Below are 20,428 nucleotides of genomic sequence, written 5' to 3' on the forward strand. Positions count from 1 at the left end.
CGATGACCGACGCGTCCGGCGGCGTTACGTTCAGCGACGGATACGTCGTGCCGATAACCGGGCTGTTGGCGTTCCTGTTCGCGCTGATGGCCGGGATGAGCGTGTTCCCCGCGCTCTCCGGATCCGCTGCCGACCTCGCCCTCCCGATCGTGTTCGGTCTTGCGAGTCTCGTCTGTGTGTGGATCCGGCAACGATACGTCGCGGCCGCCGAGGCGTGACGTCCCCGGGCCGTAACGGGGTTCGCCGTGCGGCAAGTAACCGCACACTGGCGGCGGGATCAGAACCCTTAACAGTTTACCGAGGTTTGTTTCCAGTAGCGGGATGGGATAGCCAGGAGATTCCGCCGGGCTCATAACCCGGAGATCGGTAGTTCAAATCTACCTCCCGCTACTTCTCCTCGAACTGCCGGCGAGAACGGTCGCCTGAACCCGTTTAGCCCCCGGCCTCTCGGCCCAACCCGGAAGCGATTTCCGTCCGCCGGGCGTTCATCCGAACATGGAATACGAATCGAGCCTCGACCGCGCCATGGACGCGGTCCCGGACCTCGGCGGCTCCGACGAGCGGCTGACGGTCCCCGACCCCGAACACCAGAAGGACGGCGCGTTCACTCGACTGACGAACCTCTCCGATATCGCGGACGCGCTCGGACGGGACCCGGAACACGTTCATTCGAAGATCCAACAGGAGCTCGGTACTGCCGGGCAGTACGAGGACGGACGCGCCAGATACAACGGCAACTTCCGTGAACGGGACTTCCAAGCCGCGATCGACTCGTACATCGAGTCGTACGTCACCTGCTCGGAGTGTGGGTTGCCGGACACGCGCCTCGAAACCGAGAACCGCACCCCGATGCTCCGTTGTGAGGCTTGTGGAGCGTTCCGGCCAGTCGCGAAACAGACGACGTCGAACACCCAGCGCCAAGAAGAGGCGATCGAGTCGGGCAAGACGTACGAACTGGAGATCGTCGGCACCGGTCGCAAAGGTGACGGCGTCGCCGAGCGCGGCGAGTACACCGTTTTCGTCCCCGGCGCACAGGAGGGCGAGACGGTTCGTGCGTACATCAAGAACGTCTCCGGCAACCTCGCGTTCGCTCGACGGGAGAACTAACCGTTCACGTTTTCGCTGTCTCAACCGATCCGCCGCTACCCCACCGTTTATCCGACGGTTCGCCGGATCGTTCGTATGGCGACACGAGTTCCTGACACCGAGTTCGACGACCGGCTGGCCGCGATCCGTGACCGGTTGGCGGACACCGATGCCGACGCGGCCGCGTGGTTCGGTGCGACGTCGATCGAGTATCTCACCGGGTTCCATCACATCCAGACGGAACGACCGGTCGTGCTCGCGGTAACGGACGGCCGGATCGAGATCACCGTTCCTCGCCTCGAGGTCGAGCGGGTCGAGCCCAACCCGCGGATCGACCGGGTACACCACTACGCCGATTATCCCGGCGGGAAGCCGATCGAGGTTGCCGTCGGGATGTTTCGGGGCCTCGATGTCGGAGCCGTCGCAGCCGACGCCGATGGCGCTCCCGGCGTGATGGGGTACCAGGGCCCCGCACTCTCGGAGTTCCTGGACGTGGAGTCGCAGTCGTGGGTCGACCGGATGCGCTGGGAGAAATCCGACGCCGAGATCGACTTGATCCGCGAGTCCGCGAAGTGGGCCAACCTCGGACACCGCTACCTCGCGGAGTTCTCCGAGCCCGGCGCGCACCCAGCGACGGTCTCACAGCGTGCGTCCATGGAGGCGTCACGCGCGATGCTCGACACCCTCGGCGACACCTACAGCGTCCGTGTGCGCGGCGACGGTCCCGTTCATGCGGGGTACATCTCCGGCGAGGAGACGGCGCTTCCTCACGGTCACACGCCAAACGAGCGGCTCTCGGAGGGCGACGTCCTGATCACCGGCGCGAGCGCGAACGTCGACGGGTACCGTTCCGAGCTGGAGCGGACGATGTTCGTCGGCGACTACAGCGACGAACAGGCGCACTACTTCGAGCTCATGCTGGAGGCACAGACGCTCGCGATCGACGCGCTCGGTCCGGGCGTCCCCGTTGCCCACGTCGACGAGGTCGTCAACGACTACTTCGAGGAGCAAGGGATCACGGAGCTCGCACAACACCACGTCGGCCACAACATCGGGCTCGGTGGCCACGAGCCGCCGTACATCGACGAAGGGTGGGGGGAGGTCGCCGAGGGAGACGACGCCCTGATGGCACCCGGTCAGGTGTACACGATCGAGCCGGGCATCTACACGGCGGAGTACGGCTATCGCCACTCCGACACGATCGCCGTCACCGAGGACGGTATCGAGTGGCTCACACACTTCCCGCGGGACATCGACGCGAACGTCGTCTGACAGGATCTCCGGGAGTTAATCCACGCGCTCGACGACGATCGGGTGACCGGTCTCCTCGCCGTGTCGGGTCGCGAACTCGTCGGCCGCGTCCCCGACGTCGAACACTCGTTCGGTGGTACAGCGCCGGCAAACGACGTGATACCGTTCGTCCTGCGTTGCGGTTTCCATACTCGGGGGAACTACCCCACCCCGGATAGTTACGATCTCCTTACTCGGCGGTATGGCCGTCCTTCCCGGCGGTTCTGGAGCGTCGGCTCGACTCACCGATCGCCAGCGCTTCGGCCCCGATCGCCGGCCACTCACCTCGCCTCGAACCGGTCGAGCGCGACCGACAGCATGTCAGTGCTCACCGGTTGGAACTCCTGGCGCTCGTGCTCCGGGAGGTAGCCCCGCACGCCGTTCCACGACTCGCGCGCGTAGCGGGCGTCGAGGAGGACTCTAACGCCCCGCTCGTCCGGGCCACGGATCACCCGCCCGATGGCTTGTCGTGCCTTCCGAACCGCCGGAACGGTGAGTGCGGTCTCGAAGCCGGAGTCGAACCGTCGGTCGTACGCGGTGATGACCGCGCGGGTGCGCGGGCGAGCCGTGTTGATGATCGGGACGCCACAGACGACCGCCGCGGCGAGGCGATCGCCCCGGTAGTCGACGCCTTCGGTCAGCGTTCCCCGGAGGCTCGTCACGAGCACTTTGCCCTCGCCGGCGAAGAACGCCGCCTTCAGCGACTCCGTCTCCCTGTCACCCGACGATTCGTCGAGGAGGACCGGCTTGTCGAGGCGTGCTTCGAGCGCGTTCGCCAGCCACGAGGCCTCGGCGTAGTTCGGCGCGCCGACGAGGACGTTCCCGTCGAGTCGGGCGACCGCGGCCGTCGCGTCGAGGTGGGCCAGCCGCGTCTCGTTCCGCTCACCCGGCGCGCCGCGGTTGTCGTGAGTGAACTTCGGTGCGTCGACCGCGAAGCTCGCCCGGTTCTCCGGCGGGAACGTCAGTCCGTACGTCCGCTCGACGACCGGCCGCCCGCGTTCGGCGAGGTGGTCGAGCCCGGTTACCTCCCGGAACACGTCCATCGGCTCGAGCGTGGCGCTCATCACGACGCCGCCGCCGAACTCGCCGAGTCGCTCCCCGATCGGTTCGCTCGGGAGACAGTTGTACAGGGCGAGGCTCGCGTTGTACGCCCGCCGCCAGGAGTCGGGCGGCGCGGTCTCGTCGTCGGTGCGTTCGAGGTCGATGGCTCGGAAGAACTCCTCGTGTCCCTCACGATACCACGCGTTGAGCGTCCGTCCGACACCCGGAGCCGCCCGCCGCTTGTCCTCGTCGGCAAGCGTGTCGAGGACGCGCTTGACGACCGCGCCGACCGCGGGCGCCCGCGACCAGACCCGGTCGTCGTACCCTTCCTCGGTCGCCCACGTCGTGATCGCGTCCTCCCCGGGTTTCTCGGGGTCACGGAGCGGGAGCTCGTCGTCCTCGAGCTCGCGCATCGATGCCCGCCAGTCGTGGTGCTCGCGGTCGAGGTGCGCGGTCACGCGGCGGTCCAGCTCGGACCGGAGGTCCGCGTAGAACTCGCGGACCGCTTCGAGCTCCGCGAGGCTCACGTCGCTGTCGGCCAGCTCCCCACGGACCAGCTCCGCGTCGTCAGACTCCGCACCCTCCGTTTCGAAGGAGAGCGGCTGTACGACGCGGGTTATCTCCGAGACCGCGTCCCGGAGGCTGGCGTCGGCGACCGCGTCGCTGACGAGGTCGCGCACGCGCGGTTCGAGCATGTGCGCCTCGTCGCACACGACGAACGTCGCGTCGTCGAGCAGCGCTCCGGTGAACGTCCCCGTAGTGACGGGGTCGAACGCGTGGTAGTAGTTCCCGATCACGACCTCGACCTCCGGGACGAGTGCGCCCATGACGGAGTGCGGACAGGAGCCGTGGCCCGCAGCCAGTCGCACGAGCTCGTCGGTGTCCACGTGGCCGAGCGCGGTGACATCGAACGGAACCGCCTCCGCCGGGTCGCCGCCGTCGTCCGGGAGATCGTCGAGAAAGCCCGCGTAAAATGGACAGAACTCGGTCCCTTCGAACTCCTCGGTGTCGGGACGGTACGGGGTCGGCTCGCCGTCGACGGTGAGGTACTCGGCATCGCTCCCACCGGAAACGGACGAGGCCGATCCGGAATCCAGCAACCCGACCTGCTGGCTTCGCGCGTCGTCGGCGAGCGCCGCCGCGGTCGTTTTACCACCCTCCCCGGTGAGGTTCCGTGTCCGCTCGCGCAGCCCCTCACACCGCTCGTACACGTTCTTGCGGTCGATCCCGCCACGGTTCTCTCGGGCGTACGGACAGACGTCCGCTTTCCCCACTAGCGTGAGCCCGGACACCGGCTCGTACCCGTCCGGGAGATTCGCGTTGATCGTTTCCAAGTCCGTCTCGAACTGTCGCAGCTGCTGTTTGACGCTCGTGAGTACGAACACGCGTTCGAAGTCGGAGTCGGGGTCCCGGACCCGGTCGATACCCGCCGTCAGCGCGAGCATCGTCTTGCCGGTTCCACACGCGCCCTCCAGCGCGAGGAAGCCCCCGTCGCTGGCGGCCCCGATGGCCGCGTCGATCCCGTCAGCCTGTTCGGGATACGGCTCCGCGTGGCCGAACACGTCGGTCCACGATGGGTCGGCAGTCACTACGGCGGGGTTGTTCCCCCCAGCCGTTAAGGTGTCGGGATCGGGCGACTCGACCGATCGGTCACGCTGCGACATCGCGTGCGATGAAACTATCGAGACGTCGCCGAACCGGTCAGGTCGAACAGACGTCGAAGAGGTCGTCTAGCGAGTCGATCTCCCAGGTCGGCCAGACGTTGAGCTCCCAGTCACGACGGTGCGGCCGGCGGATGAACGCGGAGTCGACGCCGGCGTTCTCGGCGGCCTTGATGTCGGACTCGTTGTCGCCGACGAACAGCGCCGATCCGGCGTCGAGGTCGCTGAGCGCCTGTTCGAGGTAGTGTGGGTTCGGTTTCCGCAGCTGGAGGCTGTGGATCGTCGGTTCGCGCCCGTACGCGGCCCCGAACTGTTCGAACCCCTCGAAATGTTCGACGAGAAAGTCGACCGTCGCCTGCTGGTTCGAGGAGACGATCCCCATCTTTACGTCGAGCTCTTTGAGCGTGTCCAGGTCGTTGTACGGGGTCTTCCGTCCCTCACGTGCCTCCTGCTGTTGGGCGCGCGAGACGACGTCGTCCCGGGTGCGCCAGAACGAGCCGGGGTCGAGATCGTACGTCTGACAGACGGTACCGACGCTACCGGGGGTCGCGCCGATCGTCATCCGCTCTACGTCGTCGGGGTCGGGGTCGTCGACACCACACTCCTCGAACGCGTCCCGGGTCGCTTCCCGGAGCACGTCGAAGCGCGTGCGGCCGACGAGAACACCGTCGTTGTCGAAGACGACGGTATCGTATCTCATATCCTCCGTGGACGCCGAGCACTTAAAAGTGTTTCACCAACGAACGGATCCGATTACAGCCGTCGAAAACCCGTCACACACCTGAATAACGCTCTCATCACGTCGTGTCCGGCTCGCTCGTCAGGTACGAGTCAGGACGGGGACAGCGCTGGGCGGGTCGAAGGCGCTAGGCGGGCCGGAAGCGCTGGGCGGGTCGAAGGTGCTAGACGGGCCGAAAGCGCTGGGCGGGCCGAAAGCGGTAGGGGATCGGGAGCAACACGGACGGGCCCGCCGACATCCTTTATATACGTCTCGCCCCGAACCGTCGTATGCGCGTCAGCGTCATCGGCGGGAGTTCGGTCCCGCCGGACACTGCGGCGGTCGCAACGGAGCTGGGAAGCCTCCTCGCAGATCGGGGACACACGGTCGTCTGTGGCGGACTCGGCGGCGTGATGGAAGCGGTGTGTCGCGGCGCTCGTGAGGCCGGGGGCGAAACGATCGGGATCCTGCCGACGGCGCGCCGCGAGGACGCCAACCCGTACGTCACCACGCCGATCGCGACCGGGCTCGGCCACGCCCGTAACGCCCTCGTCGTACTGAACGGTGACGTCGTGATCGCGATCGACGGGTCAGGGGGGACGCTCTCGGAGATCGGCCTCGCGTTGGCACACGACCGGGTCGTCGCCGGACTCGACACACACGACGTAGACGGTATCGAAGCGGTCGACTCGCCGGCGGCGGCCGTCACCCACGTCGAAACCGCCGCGACCAAGCACGAATAGCTACCCGAGCGACGACCGATCCACTCGCCGGGCGATCACGAACCCGACCACCCCCAGTGGAACGACCGCGGTGATCACGTACGGGGCCGCATACGCCGCGGCGACGACGGCCGCTCTGAGTGCGGTTCCCACGCCGCTCACCGATTCGAGGAACGCGGCCGACACCCCGGTGTCGTACCACGCTTCCGGCTCGTCGGGGTCCACTTCGGGCGGCTCCTCCGCGAGCTGGATCCGGATCGTCGCGAGGGCGACGCGCTCCTCTAATGACGCCAGACGGGCTTCGAGCCGCTCGATCTCTTCTTGGGTGTCCGCGAGCTCCGACTGGACCGCGAGGACGTCTTCGGTCGTGTTCGCGTCCTCGTAGAGGTCACGGAGGCGGTCGCGCTCCGCCTCGCGGTTCTCCAACCGCGCCTCGAGGTCCGCCACCTCCTCGCCGACGTCTCGGCTCTCCGTCGACGCCCGTTCGACCTCGCCGAGCGCTTCTAGGTCGTCCATCGCCGCGTCGAAGTCGTCGCTCGGCACCCGGACGACGAGCTCGCCGACGGTGTACTCCTCGTCGTCGCGCTCGCGGGTCTCCCGTGTCGCCTCGCTCACGAACCCGTCGTACGACGTGACGACGTCTCGAACCTCACCGTCGGCCGACCCGTAGTCGTCGACGGTCAGTGCCAGCTCGCCGGTCCGTATAAGACGCTGCTCGGCCGCGAGAGTCGCCCTCGCGTTCGTCTCTCCGTCAAGCGAGGCGTCCATGTACACCTCGCCGCCGCTGAACCCCGTTCCGTCTCCCACTTCGACCTCATCAAGGGCGTCGTCACCGGAGGGGCCTTCCGTCTCGACCGTCGCTCCGGGTGCGTCATCGGCGTCGCCGAGGCCGGCACAACCCGCCAACAGGACCGTCGCCACCACCGCCGCGACGAGTAGCAGTCGTCTCGTGTGCATGGTCGGCCCGAGGACCGGAACCACGGTAAAAATACGCAAGGCACAAACGCGCGTTTGTGTCTTCGATTTGCGTGGGTAACTGCTGAACCGTCCACCGGCCGGGTCGGCTCGATCGATCCGACTCGGCCGCGCGGCTCGTCACTCCCCGGCGACCGGTTCGATCAGGTCTGGACCGTCCGCACCCGCGGCGTTCACCCGAGTTGACACCGGAAACGCCCGCAGCTCCGCCGCCGGATACGGGTCCAGCAGCGCCGCTGCTTCCGCCGGCTCGCCGTGGAGCCACGTCGATTCCTCCTCGGGCGCGAGGACGACGGCCATTCGATGGTGGAGGTCGGCGACCAGCTCGTTCGGCTCCGTCGTCACGACGGTGAACGTCTCGACGACACCGTCGTCGGACACGCCGTCCGGATCGGCCCCGTCGCCAGTATCGTTCTCCCCGCCGTCAAACGCGCCGAGCCCCGTCTGTGTCGTCTCCGGCGTCGGCGGCCGCCACCGCTCGTACAGCCCCGCCATCGCGAACGGCCGGTCGTCGGCGAACGCGACGCGGTACGGGCGTTTCCGGCCGCCCTCGTCGACCCACTCGTAGAACCCGTCGGCCGGAACCAGACACCGTCGGGACTCGAACGCCTCGGCGAAGCTGCGCTTCTCGCGTACCGTCTCGGCTCGGGCGTTGATGAGCCCGAACGACTCGTCCGCCCAAGACGGTGTCAGCCCCCACTCCATCCACGTCGCCCGTCCCGGCGTACTGTCCGCGATCACCGGGAGCCGTTCGCCTGGCGCGCGGTTGTACCCGGGCTCGTACCGCTCGCCGAACGTCGCGCCGAATCGGGACTCGAGCACGGCCGCGTCGGCGAACAACGTATAGCGTCCACACATATACGACGGAGCTCGGCCGCCACGCGCTTGACATCTTCCCCGCCCTGAAGGGCGAGGATTCCCGACCGCCGTTGGGATATTACGGTTCGCGGCTAACAGCCTGTTCTCGTGGGGCGAAACGGCCCTCTCTACGGTCGAACAGGTGAACCGCTGGCTGTGCCAACCAGCCGTTATCCCTATCGTCGTCCCCAGAACGCGAAGCGTTCTGGTGTGCGGACGAGACGCTTTGCGTCTCGTCAACGCCATCCGTGGCGAGACTCGGGAGTACCTTTTGTCGAATGTTCTCAGCACCATTCACGTCCGCGTTCGCTACTGTACCGCACTCATCGCAGACATACAGACCACGTTCGACACGTTGGCTGTCATCTGTGTGACCGCACGCCGAACACGACTTCGATGTATCCCGTTCCGACACCAACTCCACGTCGATACCCTCGGCTTCCGCCTTGTAGTCCAGAAGCGTTGTGAAGCGGTCGAACGCCCACCCATGCAAGTCGAGATTGCCGTGGTCGCCCCAGTTTCGAGGGTCGCCGTTCTCGTCGTCTTCTCGGATGCCGCCGAGATCGCCAACGACAATCGTTCCGATGCCTCGTTTGACACACTCCTCCACGAGTACTTTCGAGAGGGCGTGCAAGAAGTGCGTCCGACGACCCGTTCGCTTGCGGTCGAGACGAGTGGCTTCACGGGACGAGGAATCGTCGCACTTTGCTTTCTTCTTTGTGAAGTAGTACTCGTCCTCTTTGAGTGCGCCACCGGGATACAACACGGATTCACCGCCGAAGGAGACGGCGGCAAAGTTGCATATCCCGAGGTCAACACCAGCCACCTCGTCTCCCGGCGGTTCCGCGTCGATGGTGGTGCGACAGACGAATTGTAGTCGCCACTCGTCGCGCTTGTAAATGGCGCGAACCTGCTGAATGTCCCACTCGGTCAGGTCAACATCCGGGCGAGTCTGGTACTCGCAGAGGATGAAGTCCGAACGGTGTTCTTTCAGGTTGCGGCCTTTCGAGAGGCGGACACGGGTGAACTGTGCGTCGTGCTTGAAGCCAGCCGTTTTGAACGACACGGTTGAACGCGGGTGGGAGTCTCCGTGTTTCCGGTAGCCGGGCGGTCGGGCACGGTTGTCGCCGTTCCGACGCTTACCGAACCAGCCGTTGAACGCTTCAGCGAGTTCTTCGAGAACGCGCTGACTGGATTGAGAATGCAAGTCCGTATAGCGTTCGTGGCCTTTGAGTTCGGCTTTGAGTTCCCCGTCATCGGGAATCTCGCCCGTTTCGTCCCACTGTTCTTGTGCATAGTAGCGACCGACGTTCCAGAGTTTTGAGGCGGCCCATCCGAGCTGATCGAGGTCGCCACGAACCTGTTGCTGGTTCGTAATCGTGGCCTCGAAGGTTCGGATGGTTCGACTCATTTTCTGGCTTCATAACCAGTTATGGATGCTATTTTCTTAATAGTGACGATTGGCGTGGAATATCCAGCCTTGCTATCGACGGTGGATTGTGTAGGAGTTGTCGGCTGTATCCCCGCCCTAAAGGGCGGGGTTTTAGCCTTGAAACTTCCATAAGTCAGTGGAGAGTGGAGTGCGCGACAATCCGACTTCGCCGTCGAGGGGTTACGAGAGGCCTTCGATGACCTCGCGGTCGACGTCCTCGGCGTCGATCGCCTGCCCGCCGTACGACTCACGGAACGATTCCACGTCCTCGTCCGCGGAGAACGGGATCAGCTCGGGGCCCATCGCTCCGGCGACATCGCTGCCGGCAACGACGGTCAACGACGCGGTGCGAGCGAACGCGTCGCTCTCGACGTGCGACGAGAACAGCACGTCTTCCCCCTCCTCGAACACCTCCTGTTCGACGAGGGAGTAGTCGGTGAGGAACGTCACGACCGGATCACGGTCCGCGTCCACCTCGTCGAACCGATACCGGTACGTACAGGTGCTACTGCAGAACTGTGCCGGGCGGCCCCCCTCAGGCTCGTCGTCAGCGAAGTGGATCTGTCCGACCGGCCCCGGGTGGTCCTCGACGATCATTCCACACTGGTCGCACGAGCGTTCCCCGTCGAGCGACACCGGATCGATCGCCTCCCCGTCCTCGCCGCCGAGGCAGCCGGCGACCGCCACGCTTCCGGCCGCGAAGACGCCCGTCAACACCGTTCGTCGGTTCGTCCCTGAACCGTCGGATTCGTCCATACGCTCGATCGACCGCGCTGCCCGAAATACCCACCGTAGCGGTTCAGTACGGCGTTCGAGGAACAAACCAAACCGTCTATACGCGTGCTTGCACAACGTATCACGTGACACGGATCGACCCGTTCGACGAGGGTTCGCGGCTCGTCGGATGGCTAGCGGTCGCCGTCGTGCTCCTCGCGGCGGTCGTCACGGCCGGCGCGTTCCTCGCCGACCCGACGACGGCGACTCCGGACCCGGTCGCGTACGACGACACCGTCGAGCTCGGCCTCTCGGCGGAGACGGACGCTCAGATGGCCGGTGATGCGACGGTCCCACGTGCACAGGTGTTCTACTCGCAGTACCAGTACGTAGTCGGATACAACGGGGTCGGGACGCTTATCGAGGCGCTCGAACGCGACCGAACGGACCGGCAGTTCGGCTTCCCCCTCGTCGTATACGTGTCGACGTTCGACGGATCAGACCCGACGACGACCGACGATGAGCTGTTCGCGGCGACTGACAACCCGGCGTGGACACCGGCCACCGACGCGGTGTACGTGGTCGGCTCGAACGCGCGCTCCCCGGCAGGCGAGGTGGTCGTCCCCTTCGCGGACCGAACGGCCGCGACGGCGTTCGCCGCAGACCACGGCGGCGAGGTCGTCGACTGGCCCTCGGTCCGCGCGCGCTCGTTCGACATAGACACCGCGGACGCGGTTCGGTCGACGGCAACCGACCGCTGGGTCGCGGCCGACGACCGGATCGCGACCGCCCTCGACCGGATCGACCGGCCCGGTCCGAAGGTGGTCGTCGGCGAGGACGCGCCAACGATCGAGGCGGCCGTCGACGCCGCCCCGGCGGGTGGGACAGTTCGAGTTCCCCCGGGCGTGTACGAGGAGACCCTCGTCATCGACGAACCGGTGACGGTCGTCGGTGAGGACGCGACCGTCCGCGGCAACGGGACCGGGTCGGTGATCGAGGTTCGAGCGCCTGACGTCGGGCTTGTCGGGCTCTCGCTGGCCGGGACCGGGAATGAGACGCGAGACCCAGACGCCGTCGGTGGCCCCGCGGACGAAGACGGGGACTGGGACACGAACGTCCAACTCGGGTACGGCCACGGCGACGCCGGCGTGTCCGCCATCGACGCCCCGGGTCTCGTCGTCGACGACGTCACCATCGAGACGAACGCCAGCGGAGTGTTGTTGCGGTCGGGGTCCGACGCGACGCTCCGAGGAGTCCACGTCCGCGGGGCCGACTCGTGGCGTGACGGGTTTATGGGCGTCGTCGGGATGGAGTCCCGGGTGACGGTCACCGACTCCCGGTTCGAGGACGGACGTGACGGGATCTACCTCCACCGCGCCGACGGTTCGGTCGTCCGGAACTCGACATTCCTCGGGAACCGCTACGGCGTTCACCTGATGTACACCGGGAACACGCTAATCGCCGACAACGTCGCGAGGGAGTCGGTGTACGGCGGTATCACGGTGATGACTCGCCCGGAGGGGAACGCTATCGTCGGGAACGACGTTCGGGATTCCCCGGCCGGGATCCAGGCGTCCGGCACCCGGACCTACGTCGGCTACAACACCCTCGCGAACAATTCCCTCGGCTTCTCGACGAGCTCCCGCAGCTCGCTGTACGAACACAACGTTCTCGTCGACAACGAGGCGGGAGCGCGGGCGACAACGGTCGTCCCGTCGAGCCGTGTCGTCGCCAACGACTTCGTCGGCAACGACGAACACGCCGGCGCGGGCGCGGGGCCGCTCCGCATCTGGGCCGACGGGGACCGGGGCAACTACTGGGAGGGTGCCGACGCCGGGTTCCGTGCGACCGACCGGGCCTACCAGCCGACCTCTCCGGTCGACGCGGCGTTCCATCGCGAGCCGGCGGCGACGACCCTCGCCGAGTCCCCGGCGGTACGCCTGCTTGACCGGCTCCTCGGTACCGTTCCGGGCGCACGTTCCGGGAGCATCATCGATCCGAGCCCGGCCAGCGACCCGTACGACCCCGATCGGATCCGGACCGTTCGCGACGGCGGCGGGCCGGTCCATCCCGACTGGCGGAACGAACTGCTGGAACGAAGCAACACTGACGACGACCCATGACGGACGCACATACGACCCCGGACGAAGCGGGGCACGGACGGCAGAGCGAGGCTGGGAACGGACGGCACGCTGAGGGGGATCGTGGCCGGGACGGAACGACCGAACCCACCCCCGTCGCCACGCTCGATGGTGTTACCCGGACGTACGGTGGGATCGTCGTGCTCGACGATGTCTCCCTATCGATCCGACCCGGGGTCACGGCGGTCGTGGGACCGAACGGATCGGGGAAGTCGACGCTCCTCGGCACGCTCGCTGAGGTGACCCTCCCCGTCGACGGAGCGGTGGATCGCCCGACAGAGACCGACGACAGAGGGGCCGAACTCGGGGACTCCGCCGTCGAACCGAGCCTCGTTCGACGGGTCGGGTACCTCCCGCAACGCGTTCCGTTCCGCGAGTCGTTCACGGCCCGCGAAACGCTCGCGTTCTACGCCCGATTGGTCGGCGACGATCCGGACGCGGCCCTCGAATCCGTCGGTCTGAAGGACGCCTCCGATCGGCGCGTGGGTGCCCTCTCCGGCGGGATGCGTCGGCTGTTGGGGATCGCTCAGGCGACGATAGGCGACCCGCCGCTCGTCGTCCTCGACGAGCCGGCTTCGGGCCTCGATCCCGGGATGCGGGAGCGTGCCTTCCGCCTCGCGGCCGAGAACGCGGCCGGCGGTACCGCCGTCGTGGTCAGCTCACACGACCTCGACCTCGTCGATCGGTACGCCGACCGCGCCGTCGTGCTCGACCGCGGTACCGTCGTCGCTGCCGGGCCGATCGGGTCGCTGTATGCAGAGTACGACGTCGACTCGGTCGAGGGGCTCTATCGCGCGGCGATCCATGGGACTGACAGCGAGTCGGCGGGCGACGCCCCGGACGAACGGGCGGTACACGTCACGGGGGTGTCGGAATGAGAGCGTCGGTGCGCGCGTTCACGACGGTGTTCCGCCGGGAGCTGGCGACGGTCGCCCGGACACCGGGGTACGTCGTGTTGGGCGTCGGGGCGCTCGCGGTGTTCGCCGGGATCACGGTTATCGGTGGGGGCGGGGCGACGGGCGTCGTCCCGGCCGTGGTCGACCTCCTGTTACCAGTCGAAGTGATCGTCCCGCTGATCGCGGCCGTCCTCGGATACCGGGCGCTGCTCGCAGACACCGTGAGTGGCGAGCTCGCGGTGATCCGGACGTATCCCGTCGGAACGACGGCGTACGTTCTCGGGGTCGTGCTGGCCCGGGCGGTGGCGCTGGTGGCACTCGTCGGCGTCCCCCTGGCGCTCGTCGGCGGATACGTCTGGTTGACGGCCAGCCCCGACACCGGGATCTACGCGACTCATCCGGGCGTCGATTCCCCGGCGCTGTACGTCCGGTTCGTTGCGTTCGTCCTCGTGTTCGGCAGCGCGTACCTCGCGATCGCGGCCGCGATTTCGTCGCTAACATCCGGGCGACGATCCGCTCTGGCGCTGGCAGCACTGGTCGTACTCGGCGGCGTCCTCGGTGGCGATCTCGCTGTGCTGCGGTCGTTGTCCGTGGAGGGTGCCGCGGCGACGCTGTCCGGTGCGGTCGCATCGACGCCGAACGGCGCGTTTCGAGGACTGGTCCTCGAACACGTCGTCAGCGTGGCGTTCGCGGCCGACAGCGGGTTCGTGGACACCGGACGGGCGCTCTTCGCCTTGGTTGGGTGGACCCTCGGCGGGCTCGCCGTCGCGATAGCCTCGATCGCGTACGGACGCCGGATCGACGCCACCTTCGAGCGACTTCGGAGGCGGCTCCCGTCATGATTCGACAGTCGTTCTTACCTGACGCCAGAAGAGCTGTTATAGCGGTTGCCTCGGTAGCTCGTGTATGCCGGAACGAATCCTCGTCGCGATGGACGACTCACCCCTCGGCCGCGAATCGCTCGCGTATGCGCTAGACACCTTCCCCGACGCACGGATAACCGTCGTTCACGTCGCGTATCCCGAGATCGACATGCTCCCCGCAAACGCGAGCGAAGTGTACGATGCGGACCCCGACGACCTCGGCGAGGTCGGTGACGAGACCGCCCGTGCGGTGTTCGAGGCGATCCGCGACCTTGCCGGAGACAGGGACCTCACCGTGACGTACCTGCTCGGCGAAACGGATCGCCGACTCGTCGAGTACGCCGAAGCGGGGGAGTTCGATCACGTCGTGATGGGAACTCACGGCCGCGAGGGCCTTTCAAGGGTATTGATCGGCAGCGTCGCGGAGGCGGTCGTCCGGAAGACGGACGTGCCGACGACGCTCGTGAAGTGAGCGGCCGAGCTCGTTCTATTTCTCGGTGGTTATTTCGCCGTGCGTTCTCCATGCGTGATGCCTTATTCTATATTGCGCTATACGATTTATAAGATCGGTGCGAGACAGGTATCCGTCGTTTCAGTACCGACAGATCTCGTCGTGAGCGCTGAGACTACTTAGACACGTGGTGAGCGGCCATCCAGCAGTCGATAGACACTCGCCTCGTACGCCTCTCGCACTTGGTCGCCCCAGTTGTGTGTGTATGTGTCGATCACGTCGTCGGCGACATCGCCGCGTAAGTACTTCACAACGCCGCGATCACCCGTTCTATCCCTGAGATGCGTCGTGAAGAAGTGGCGGAAGTAGTGGGGTGTAACGTTCTCACCCGCGCCACCTCCGGTCCGATACCACCCCGTCTCTCGGGCGTACTGTTCGACGATATGACGAACCGACTGCGGTTCGATCCGTTCGCCCCACCCCTCAGCCGTACCGACGAACAGCGGCTCCGCCGGCGATAGCGTATCGGGACGTATAGCGAGCCAGCGTTTCAACACCGACGCGAGCTCGTCGTCGACGGGAATGACCGTCGCTCGCTTTCGCTTGTTTGAGGCCGTCCGAACCTCGCCGTTCAGCTCCTCACCGACACTTGCGTCGGGCGTTACGTACAGCGAGTTCGGCCGATCCGCCAGTGCCGGGCGCGTTCCGAGCTCGTACAACGCTTCGATCTCCGGATCCGTGATAGTCAGGTCCCGTATATCGAGGTTGCAAAGCTCGCCGACCCGCATCCCCGTTTTCAACAGCGTACAGACGATCGCACGGTGTAACGGATGGGTGATCCCCCTCACGAACTCCCTCATCGCTGGGATCGGAATATCCCGACGAGCGGGGTCTTTGTCCACGGTTTCGTCCATCTCCTCCATCACGAGTGTCATCGGATTCCCGTCGAACGCACCGACCTCAGTCATATACCCGTAAAACCGATGCAGATACGCCGCGTACGTTGCAACCGTACTCTCCGCGACATCCCCTCGAAGCGAATGAACGAACGCCATACAGTCCCTGTGCGTCGCCGTTTTCGGTGAAGTCCGTTCTGGGAGGAACGCCTCGAACCGCCTGAGAACCCGCTCGTACGACTCTCTCGTCCGCTCTGTCTTGCCGTGATACGTCAGGTCCTCGATGAAGTAGCCGACCGGATCCGCCGGGTCGACAGCGGCTGATCTACTCATCGACGAGCGTGTACCCTCCCCGCCGTCCGTTGTAACGGACGCGGTTGTCGTCTTGGAGCGATTCGAGCGTCTCCTCGAGCTGGTCCTCGAAGTCATCGAACACTGCATCGACGAGCTCCTCCCAAGAGCACGGTCGGTCGGATAGTGCCGATTCGATCCGGCTTTCGAGCCCGTGACCCCCAGGGTTAGACCCCTCAGGAGATGCCTCCGAAGGGCTATCCTCGTCTTCGAACGTAAACCCGCGTCTCCCGGCTTGTACCATCGTTCTGACAAACTCGCTCTGTGACATCCCGAGATCGTCGGCGTGTCGCTGCCACCGCTGTTTCTGTTCGGCGGGCACGTACGTTTTCACCGACCGACGTTCGTCGCTCATCTCGTCTCAGTGCTCTCCCGCCGTGGACTTCAATCTGTCCCATATTCCGGGATAAGGTCACTTATACTGGATTCAAGGTCTATACTCCCCGGGAAAATACTTGCATATCTCAAATTCTATACCTGCTAAATCCACTATGTAGTACCCTAATACAAGATATTAATTATCGGTCGCGAGGCTCGGCGTACGACACGTTCGCTTCCTAGATCAGGTAGTTTCAGGTGGTCGGTGTTGGACGTAGGAAAGAGAGTAGTCGTACTCAGTTCATGAATCCTTCCCGGCCCTCGGCCTCTCCCTTCCCGCCCACAGACCGTGTGACAATTGATCCCCGTTAACGCTCCCCGTGTTTATATTGACGGGTCCGGGGCACGGAAGCGTCCGTACTCGTGCGATACCGCCTTAACACAGCGAGACATCGGATCGATGACCTGCGAACGGGGATACGAGGGCGCTAACCGTTGGTCCAGATCGCGGGCTCTCTACGTTGGTCTCGTCATAGCGACTCGATAGCGTCAATGAATGCGGAAGTACACTGCTCGGGCGAGTCTTACTCACTACCGATCGGATACGGTACGGACGTTCATGTGTAGCACGCTGTGGGGAGCTGTCTTGCGATCCTAGTGTGACTCCGACGATCCGAGAATAGCTCCGTGAACCGTTCTACGCGTTGATTGCTTTCGCTATCTGTGTGTAGGAGCCGTATCAACGAACTCCTACGGAAGAACGTTGTACAGAGTCGGATGTTCGACGCGCATTGATCGCTTGCAATAGACGGGTCACCGTCGAGGATCAGCTGGAGACCACCAGTATCCCACGATTCACGGCTCAACCGACCGAATACGTAGGCCGGACGGTCTCGATCGCTTCTCGAACCGTGTCTAACGGTGTATTTCGGACCGCGAACTGCTGTTCACTGCCGTTCGACGACAGAGATGCTGTACGGGCGAACGAGTTTAGAGACGTTTGCCATCGCCATTAGAGAGTGCTACGCCGGTTTCGGTTCGGTACACTGGTGAGGCCCGATCCCTCGTGCTTCTCAGTAACTGAAGGCCTTCACCTAGTGACTCGCCGACTCCTCGCCCCTTGGGTTCGTCAAACGAACATACGACCTCCGTAGGCGTGAGAGCGATGCCGTTTCGAACATCTCGGCTGAGGCGACCTGGTACAAATCTGTTATACTTTACACAACATAATACTGTCCGAACCCGATCTGATAAATCACAATTCGCTATATGGAAAACTCTGCAGACTGATCGAGATGAAACCGTCCGAATCTGACTGAAGCGCTGCTTAGACAGGGATTTCGGAATCGGTGCCGATCCCTTCGAAGACGGCTAACGCACGCTCGATTCCAGGGTGGTCTTCCGCGGTGTTCCGCATAACGACGGTTTCGCTGGGGAAAAGGTGTTCACCCAACTCCAAGCCGTGATCCCGAGCCGTCGATCCGCTTACCGTCAGGTACACGCCGATCCCGGTCTCGGCGATAGCTGCCTCTTCCGACGTTTCCGAAGCGGGATACACGAACTCGACGTCTTCGAGGAGATCCGTTCCGAGTACCGCCGTGACGAGCCGCTCGTACCGAGCGGAGATACACAGCGGTCCATCGTACGCGTCGAGAAACGTTCGATCCAGCGCAGTGCCTGCCGGCAGTACCTCCGGAGCCGCCAGCAGCGTGTGGTACACCGTATCCCCGAGCCCACTTACGACCCGAACGTCCGTGTCCATGGGATCGATCCGGTCGTTCACGTCCGCGAGTCCTGAGAGGCCGCTCGGACGGATCCCGACGACTTCCTCTAAGACCAGATCGGCGGAGTCGAAACCGAGCGCGAACTCGTGGGTTCGAAGCGCCCGGAACGGTTCCTCTCGCCCGACAAGCCTGAAGTCTACGTCGCGGACGCGTACTGTCGCCGAGTCGAAGACGATCCGGCGAGGCTTTCCCGGCCGATCGTCTCGGAGTAGCGTGAACTCCGGGTTGGCCGGGTCCGCCGGGTCCGAGTACGTCGCAAGCCGTTCGTATGGGCCGTGATCCGCCTCGACCGCGTTCTTCGTCACCGCCTTCTCGTACCGTAGCGTGTTGCTCACGGTGTCCGCGAGCGACGCCAGCTCGTCCGTTCCGCCGACATCCGCGAGCCGTTCGAGCACGGCTTCGAGCGGGCGACCCTTCCGCGGAACAGCGACGGGTAACGGATCGGTCATTACCCGACGTGGGCGACCGTCGGTAAAACGGGTTGCGCTTCGGTCCGGTGCTCTGTGCGCGCACTCGACGATCCGATCAGGGCCCGAACGCTTCGTTGAGCCGTTCCCGGAACGCCTCCAGCTCCTCGAGGTGGTCCTGTATCTCGGTTAACTCCGCATCGACATCTTCGAGGTCGTCGCCGAGGCGACTTTCGATATCCGTCAGGCGTGTGTCCACTTCGGCGAGATCGTCCCAGACATCGTCGAACTCCTCGTCGAACCGACCCAGCCGGTCTTCCACGTCGTCGACCCGACCATCCGCCCGGTCGGCGACCGCGGCCGCGTCGTCGACCGACTCGTAGAGGGTTTCGATATCGTCACCGAGGTCATCCACCGTGTCGTCGAGCACCGACAGGTCGCTTTCGACACCCGCAACGTCCTCGACGACGCCCCCGACCGTCTCCTTCGTCTCGTGTACCGTCTCCTCGACCTCCGACACGTCTGTCTCCACTCTTTCCACGGTCGATCGGACGCCGTCGACATCCTCGTGGAGCGTCGAGACCTCCTCGGAGACGGCGTCGACCGATCCTTCGACATCGTCCACAGTGGAGGACATCTCCTCGACCGATCCCTCGACTCGTTCGACCTCGCCGGCGAGCTCTCCGTGTGCGCGCTCGCCCGCGGAGACTCGGTCATCTACCGAACTGAGTTCCGTTTCGACGTCCGCTACCCGCTCGTCGAGGCCGTCGAGGATCTCGCGTGCGGTTCCCTCTTCGTCGATAAACTCCGCGAGGGCGTCGGCGTACGCTTCGATATCGGCGACGCTCGACTGAAGCCGACTGATACGGACATCAACCGATCGTGGGACGCCGCCGATGTCGAGCTCCGAACGAAGGACCGCCAGATCCGCGTCGTCGACCGCCCCGGATCGGATCTCCTCGGCGAGTGTCGACGCGACGCCGCCCGCCGACGTTCCGGCGGCGGGGTCGTCCCCTCCGGCCGCTGCTTCGGGTTCGTTGTCGGACGCCACTTCCGGCTCCGCTGCCCTGTCTTCGGTCGGCACGTCCGCTTCTTCTGACTGGGTATCGGACGCGTCGTCACGGCGCGTCACGGCGGAGACCGTCCCGCCACCGACCGCTCGGGGAGTCGGGACATCCTCGTCTTCGGGGGCGATCCCGTCCTGATCGACGGGGTCGCTCTCGCCCAGCTCGTCACTCTCGTCGGTCGCCTCACCGCTCTCGTCGGTCCCGACCGCCTCACGCTCCATTCCGGGAAGGGTTGCACGGTCGCCGGAGAGGACTTCTCTGACGGCGTCGGTCTCGCCGGCTCCGAGCACGTCTTCGATCTCCTCGCCGACAGGGACGTGTTCGATGACCGGCGCGCCGAGGAACGTCTCGAGATCCGGGTCGTCGTCGCGGATACCGAACACTGTCTCGACCGATTCCCCGGGTTCGAGCACCCGTTCGAACTCGACACGATGGTCCTTGTACGCGGTCCAGTTCTCGCTCTCGTAGTCCGGGTGGAAGCCGATCCGGTCCATCGGGAACGACTCCGGGATCCGGTCGACGATCCGGACCCGAACCGCGTCCTCGCGGTTCGAAGCGAGGTCGTACATCACCGCAGGTACCGGAAACGCGTCGTCGGTAAAGGACTTCTCCACTCGGATCCCGTCCTCGTCGACGGTCGTTGTCGCCTCCGCCGTCCGTTCGTTCATACGGAAACCTCCGTAAGCACGGGCTTAAATTCCACGGGCGATCTCTCAACACCGATAACGGGACGATCGGCCGGAACCGGCGTCCCACA

Annotated in this window: 19 protein-coding genes and 1 tRNA gene; 9 read left to right on the forward strand and 11 right to left on the reverse strand. The window is 65.1% G+C overall.

Translation table 11 applies throughout. From position 1 onward, the window contains the following. The first annotated feature begins 2 nt into the window (after window positions 1–2). The 4 genes from ACZ5TV_RS14395 to ACZ5TV_RS14410 all read left to right on the forward strand — a co-directional run bounded on the left by ACZ5TV_RS14395 (window position 3) and on the right by ACZ5TV_RS14410 (window position 2,358). Window positions 3–218: a hypothetical protein gene (locus ACZ5TV_RS14395; protein WP_379778661.1), complete on the forward strand. Its 216-nt coding sequence runs from the start codon at window positions 3–5 to the stop codon at window positions 216–218. Window positions 219–315: 97 nt separating this feature from the next. Next, window positions 316–390: transfer RNA gene (locus ACZ5TV_RS14400), tRNA-Met, on the forward strand. A gap of 105 nt (window positions 391–495) precedes the next feature. Continuing rightward, window positions 496–1,107 carry a translation initiation factor IF-2 subunit beta gene (locus ACZ5TV_RS14405; protein ID WP_379778659.1) on the forward strand — a complete coding sequence of 204 codons (612 nt, stop codon included), beginning with the start codon at window positions 496–498 and terminating at the stop codon, window positions 1,105–1,107. Between the two features lie 75 nt (window positions 1,108–1,182). Beyond that, entirely contained in the window at window positions 1,183–2,358 is a 1,176-nt protein-coding gene (locus ACZ5TV_RS14410; RefSeq protein WP_379778657.1) for a M24 family metallopeptidase, read from the forward strand. Between the two features lie 15 nt (window positions 2,359–2,373). On the opposite strand, the gene ACZ5TV_RS14415 is transcribed toward ACZ5TV_RS14410, so the two are convergent. From ACZ5TV_RS14415 to ACZ5TV_RS14425, 3 genes are all read right to left on the reverse strand, one after another. After that, on the reverse strand, window positions 2,374–2,526 hold the full coding sequence (locus ACZ5TV_RS14415; RefSeq protein ID WP_379778655.1) for a hypothetical protein: 153 nt from the start codon (window positions 2,524–2,526) through the stop codon (window positions 2,374–2,376). A gap of 131 nt (window positions 2,527–2,657) precedes the next feature. Continuing rightward, window positions 2,658–5,006 (reverse strand): ATP-dependent DNA helicase, encoded by a 2,349-nt coding sequence (locus tag ACZ5TV_RS14420; RefSeq protein ID WP_379778654.1) that lies wholly within the window; start codon window positions 5,004–5,006, stop codon window positions 2,658–2,660. A gap of 112 nt (window positions 5,007–5,118) precedes the next feature. Further along, window positions 5,119–5,778, reverse strand: a complete 660-nt coding sequence (locus tag ACZ5TV_RS14425) for an HAD family hydrolase (protein WP_379778652.1) — start codon at window positions 5,776–5,778, stop codon at window positions 5,119–5,121. Window positions 5,779–6,086: 308 nt separating this feature from the next. Between ACZ5TV_RS14425 and ACZ5TV_RS14430 the strand changes: the two genes are divergently transcribed. Further along, the gene (locus ACZ5TV_RS14430; RefSeq protein WP_379778650.1) at window positions 6,087–6,539 is read left to right on the forward strand and encodes a TIGR00725 family protein; all 453 of its coding nucleotides are present in this window, start codon (window positions 6,087–6,089) and stop codon (window positions 6,537–6,539) included. Here ACZ5TV_RS14430 and ACZ5TV_RS14435 read toward each other — a convergent pair whose 3' ends face one another. The 4 genes from ACZ5TV_RS14435 to ACZ5TV_RS14450 form a co-directional block, all read right to left on the reverse strand. After that, entirely contained in the window at window positions 6,540–7,475 is a 936-nt protein-coding gene (locus ACZ5TV_RS14435; RefSeq protein WP_379778649.1) for a DUF4349 domain-containing protein, read from the reverse strand. Window positions 7,476–7,613: 138 nt separating this feature from the next. Then, window positions 7,614–8,351 carry an SOS response-associated peptidase gene (locus ACZ5TV_RS14440; RefSeq protein WP_379778647.1) on the reverse strand — a complete coding sequence of 246 codons (738 nt, stop codon included), beginning with the start codon at window positions 8,349–8,351 and terminating at the stop codon, window positions 7,614–7,616. 79 nt (window positions 8,352–8,430) lie between these two features. Beyond that, complete coding sequence (locus ACZ5TV_RS14445) at window positions 8,431–9,762, reverse strand: RNA-guided endonuclease InsQ/TnpB family protein (protein WP_379778645.1); 1,332 nt, start codon at window positions 9,760–9,762, stop codon at window positions 8,431–8,433. Between the two features lie 201 nt (window positions 9,763–9,963). Then, window positions 9,964–10,539 carry a nitrous oxide reductase accessory protein NosL gene (locus ACZ5TV_RS14450; protein ID WP_379778643.1) on the reverse strand — a complete coding sequence of 192 codons (576 nt, stop codon included), beginning with the start codon at window positions 10,537–10,539 and terminating at the stop codon, window positions 9,964–9,966. Window positions 10,540–10,643: 104 nt separating this feature from the next. Between ACZ5TV_RS14450 and ACZ5TV_RS14455 the strand changes: the two genes are divergently transcribed. The 4 genes from ACZ5TV_RS14455 (at window position 10,644) to ACZ5TV_RS14470 (ending at window position 14,869) form a co-directional block, all read left to right on the forward strand. Continuing rightward, a complete protein-coding gene (locus tag ACZ5TV_RS14455; RefSeq protein ID WP_464383942.1) occupies window positions 10,644–12,620 on the forward strand; it encodes a NosD domain-containing protein in 1,977 nt (658 codons plus the stop codon). Continuing rightward, a complete protein-coding gene (locus tag ACZ5TV_RS14460) occupies window positions 12,617–13,516 on the forward strand; it encodes an ABC transporter ATP-binding protein (RefSeq protein ID WP_379778517.1) in 900 nt (299 codons plus the stop codon). Before ACZ5TV_RS14455 ends, ACZ5TV_RS14460 begins: the two co-directional genes overlap by 4 nt. Further along, window positions 13,513–14,376, forward strand: a complete 864-nt coding sequence (locus ACZ5TV_RS14465; RefSeq protein WP_379778519.1) for an ABC transporter permease — start codon at window positions 13,513–13,515, stop codon at window positions 14,374–14,376. Before ACZ5TV_RS14460 ends, ACZ5TV_RS14465 begins: the two co-directional genes overlap by 4 nt. 64 nt (window positions 14,377–14,440) lie before the next feature. Continuing rightward, window positions 14,441–14,869, forward strand: coding sequence for a universal stress protein (locus ACZ5TV_RS14470; protein ID WP_379778521.1), 429 nt, complete (start codon window positions 14,441–14,443; stop codon window positions 14,867–14,869). Window positions 14,870–15,027: 158 nt separating this feature from the next. Here the strand turns inward: ACZ5TV_RS14470 and ACZ5TV_RS14475 are convergent, their stop codons facing one another. From ACZ5TV_RS14475 to ACZ5TV_RS14490, 4 genes are all read right to left on the reverse strand, one after another. Then, a complete protein-coding gene (locus ACZ5TV_RS14475) occupies window positions 15,028–16,077 on the reverse strand; it encodes a tyrosine-type recombinase/integrase (RefSeq protein ID WP_379778523.1) in 1,050 nt (349 codons plus the stop codon). After that, window positions 16,070–16,450, reverse strand: a complete 381-nt coding sequence (locus tag ACZ5TV_RS14480; protein WP_379778525.1) for a DUF5805 domain-containing protein — start codon at window positions 16,448–16,450, stop codon at window positions 16,070–16,072. Before ACZ5TV_RS14480 ends, ACZ5TV_RS14475 begins: the two co-directional genes overlap by 8 nt. A gap of 1,290 nt (window positions 16,451–17,740) precedes the next feature. Continuing rightward, entirely contained in the window at window positions 17,741–18,646 is a 906-nt protein-coding gene (locus ACZ5TV_RS14485; RefSeq protein WP_379778527.1) for a hypothetical protein, read from the reverse strand. 76 nt (window positions 18,647–18,722) lie between these two features. Continuing rightward, window positions 18,723–20,339: a coiled-coil domain-containing protein gene (locus ACZ5TV_RS14490; protein ID WP_379778528.1), complete on the reverse strand. Its 1,617-nt coding sequence runs from the start codon at window positions 20,337–20,339 to the stop codon at window positions 18,723–18,725. Window positions 20,340–20,428: the final 89 nt, after the last annotated feature.

It is taken from the genome of Halorubrum tibetense, assembly GCF_055396225.1.

What these genes read in the sequence shown, in the direction of transcription:
- ACZ5TV_RS14395 (WP_379778661.1), top strand. Translation starts at nt 3, where the DNA reads ATGACCGACGCGTCCGGCGGCGTTACGTTCAGCGACGGATACGTCGTG.
- ACZ5TV_RS14405 (WP_379778659.1), top strand. Translation starts at nt 496, where the DNA reads ATGGAATACGAATCGAGCCTCGACCGCGCCATGGACGCGGTCCCGGAC.
- ACZ5TV_RS14410 (WP_379778657.1), top strand. Translation starts at nt 1,183, where the DNA reads ATGGCGACACGAGTTCCTGACACCGAGTTCGACGACCGGCTGGCCGCG.
- ACZ5TV_RS14415 (WP_379778655.1), bottom strand. Translation starts at nt 2,526, where the DNA reads ATGGAAACCGCAACGCAGGACGAACGGTATCACGTCGTTTGCCGGCGC.
- ACZ5TV_RS14425 (WP_379778652.1), bottom strand. Translation starts at nt 5,778, where the DNA reads ATGAGATACGATACCGTCGTCTTCGACAACGACGGTGTTCTCGTCGGC.
- ACZ5TV_RS14430 (WP_379778650.1), top strand. Translation starts at nt 6,087, where the DNA reads ATGCGCGTCAGCGTCATCGGCGGGAGTTCGGTCCCGCCGGACACTGCG.
- ACZ5TV_RS14435 (WP_379778649.1), bottom strand. Translation starts at nt 7,475, where the DNA reads ATGCACACGAGACGACTGCTACTCGTCGCGGCGGTGGTGGCGACGGTC.
- ACZ5TV_RS14440 (WP_379778647.1), bottom strand. Translation starts at nt 8,351, where the DNA reads ATGTGTGGACGCTATACGTTGTTCGCCGACGCGGCCGTGCTCGAGTCC.
- ACZ5TV_RS14445 (WP_379778645.1), bottom strand. Translation starts at nt 9,762, where the DNA reads ATGAGTCGAACCATCCGAACCTTCGAGGCCACGATTACGAACCAGCAA.
- ACZ5TV_RS14450 (WP_379778643.1), bottom strand. Translation starts at nt 10,539, where the DNA reads ATGGACGAATCCGACGGTTCAGGGACGAACCGACGAACGGTGTTGACG.
- ACZ5TV_RS14460 (WP_379778517.1), top strand. Translation starts at nt 12,617, where the DNA reads ATGACGGACGCACATACGACCCCGGACGAAGCGGGGCACGGACGGCAG.
- ACZ5TV_RS14465 (WP_379778519.1), top strand. Translation starts at nt 13,513, where the DNA reads ATGAGAGCGTCGGTGCGCGCGTTCACGACGGTGTTCCGCCGGGAGCTG.
- ACZ5TV_RS14470 (WP_379778521.1), top strand. Translation starts at nt 14,441, where the DNA reads ATGCCGGAACGAATCCTCGTCGCGATGGACGACTCACCCCTCGGCCGC.
- ACZ5TV_RS14475 (WP_379778523.1), bottom strand. Translation starts at nt 16,077, where the DNA reads ATGAGTAGATCAGCCGCTGTCGACCCGGCGGATCCGGTCGGCTACTTC.
- ACZ5TV_RS14480 (WP_379778525.1), bottom strand. Translation starts at nt 16,450, where the DNA reads ATGAGCGACGAACGTCGGTCGGTGAAAACGTACGTGCCCGCCGAACAG.
- ACZ5TV_RS14485 (WP_379778527.1), bottom strand. Translation starts at nt 18,646, where the DNA reads ATGACCGATCCGTTACCCGTCGCTGTTCCGCGGAAGGGTCGCCCGCTC.
- ACZ5TV_RS14490 (WP_379778528.1), bottom strand. Translation starts at nt 20,339, where the DNA reads ATGAACGAACGGACGGCGGAGGCGACAACGACCGTCGACGAGGACGGG.